This window comes from Streptomyces sp. NPDC059564, assembly GCF_042735575.1.
In the GTDB taxonomy this organism is placed as follows: Bacteria; Actinomycetota; Actinomycetes; order Streptomycetales; family Streptomycetaceae; genus Streptomyces.
Genome location: NZ_JBHWBP010000683.1, coordinates 1 through 1,432, shown reverse-complemented (window position 1 = coordinate 1,432; position 1,432 = coordinate 1). Strand labels below are relative to the sequence as shown.

Below are 1,432 nucleotides of genomic sequence, written 5' to 3'. Positions count from 1 at the left end.
CCCACCATCTGCATCCAGCTGCCGGTGTTGGAGACCAACTGGGCGATCCACAGCGCCCGGAAGACACGTACCGTGAGCGGCGCCCACGGGGAGTCGGCCCTGGTGGGCGCCGGTGAAGACGGTGTGTTCTTCATGCGTGTCCAGACCGGGAGCGGGGCGGGCATGGCGGGAGTGACCGTAGAGCGTGCCGGCGGCGGGCTCTTGACCGGGAGTGCACGGGATGCGGCCCCCGAGCGCAGCGACCGTGCTCCGGGCCCTTCGGTGCGCTGCGGGGACGTCGGAGGTGCGCTCGTGGACAACTCCCGTGCCCGCGGGAGACCTACCGTGCGCAGCGGCGGCGCCGTGCCGCCCGGTCCGAGGATCCGGACCGGTTCCCGGGGACGACCGCCCTGCTCACCGATTCCAGGAGATACACATGTCTGATGCCCCTGCGCCGATCCAGCCGGTGCTGGAACCCGCGGCAGCCGAGTTCGCGGCGGCGACCGCCAACCCGCCGTACCTCTTCGACCTGTCCCCGCTGGAGGGCCGCAAGGCGGTCGACGAGGTACAGTCCGGCGAGATCGACAAGCCGGCGGTCGACGAGGAGTGGATCACCGTCCCGGGCGGACCCACCGGCACCGTCCGGGCGCGGATCGTCAAGCCCGCCGGCGCCACCGGCTTCCTCCCCGTGATCGTCTACATCCATGGCGCCGGCTGGGTCTTCGGCAACGCCCACACGCACGACCGCCTGGTGCGCGAGCTCGCCGTCGGCGCGGGCGCCGCAGTGGTGTTCCCCGAGTACGACCTGTCGCCCGAGGCCCGCTACCCGGTCGCGATCGAGCAGAACTACGCGGTCGCCCGGTGGGTCGTGGAACAGGGCGGGTCCAAGGGCCTCGACGGCTCGCGGCTGGCCGTTGCCGGTGACTCCGTCGGCGGCAACATGACCGCGGCCCTCACCCTCATGGCCAAGGAGCGTGGCGGCCTCCCGCTGGTGCAGCAGGTGTTGTTCTACCCGGTCACGGACGCGGGCTTCGACACGCCGTCCTATCACCAGTTCGCCACCGGCTACTTCCTGCGCCGCGACGGCATGCAGTGGTTCTGGGACCAGTACACCACCGACGAGAGCGAGCGCGCCCAGATCACCGCCTCCCCGCTGCGGGCCACCACCGAGCAGCTCAAGGACCTTCCGCCGGCCCTCGTCATCACCGCCGAGGCCGACGTCCTGCGCGACGAGGGCGAGGCGTACGCCAACAAGCTCCGCGCGGCGGACGTGCCGGTCACCGCGGTGCGCTTCCAGGGCATCATCCACGACTTCGTCATGCTCGACGCCCTGCGCGGCACCCACGCGGCCGAGGCCGCCATCACCCTGGCCGCCCGCACCCTGCGCGCGGCCCTGCACACGGCCTGAGTCCGCGAAATGCTGAAGGTGGGCTGTTCGGCGATGCCGAGCAGC

At 71.8% G+C, this 1,432-nt stretch carries 2 protein-coding genes; one reads left to right on the top strand and one right to left on the bottom strand.

Features of this window, described 5'->3' with window-relative positions; genetic code table 11:
- Positions 1–134, bottom strand: a 134-nt coding sequence (locus tag ACFV0Q_RS41610) for an MFS transporter (protein WP_385013316.1), incomplete at its 3' end; no start/stop codon positions are given.
- 281 nt (positions 135–415) lie between these two features.
- Between ACFV0Q_RS41610 and ACFV0Q_RS41605 the strand changes: the two genes are divergently transcribed.
- A complete protein-coding gene (locus ACFV0Q_RS41605) occupies positions 416–1,387 on the top strand; it encodes an alpha/beta hydrolase (RefSeq protein ID WP_385013314.1) in 972 nt (323 codons plus the stop codon).
- Positions 1,388–1,432: the final 45 nt, after the last annotated feature.

Coding starts and splice junctions, on each gene's coding strand:
- ACFV0Q_RS41605 (WP_385013314.1), top strand. CDS start 416: ATGTCTGATGCCCCTGCGCCGATCCAGCCGGTGCTGGAACCCGCGGCA.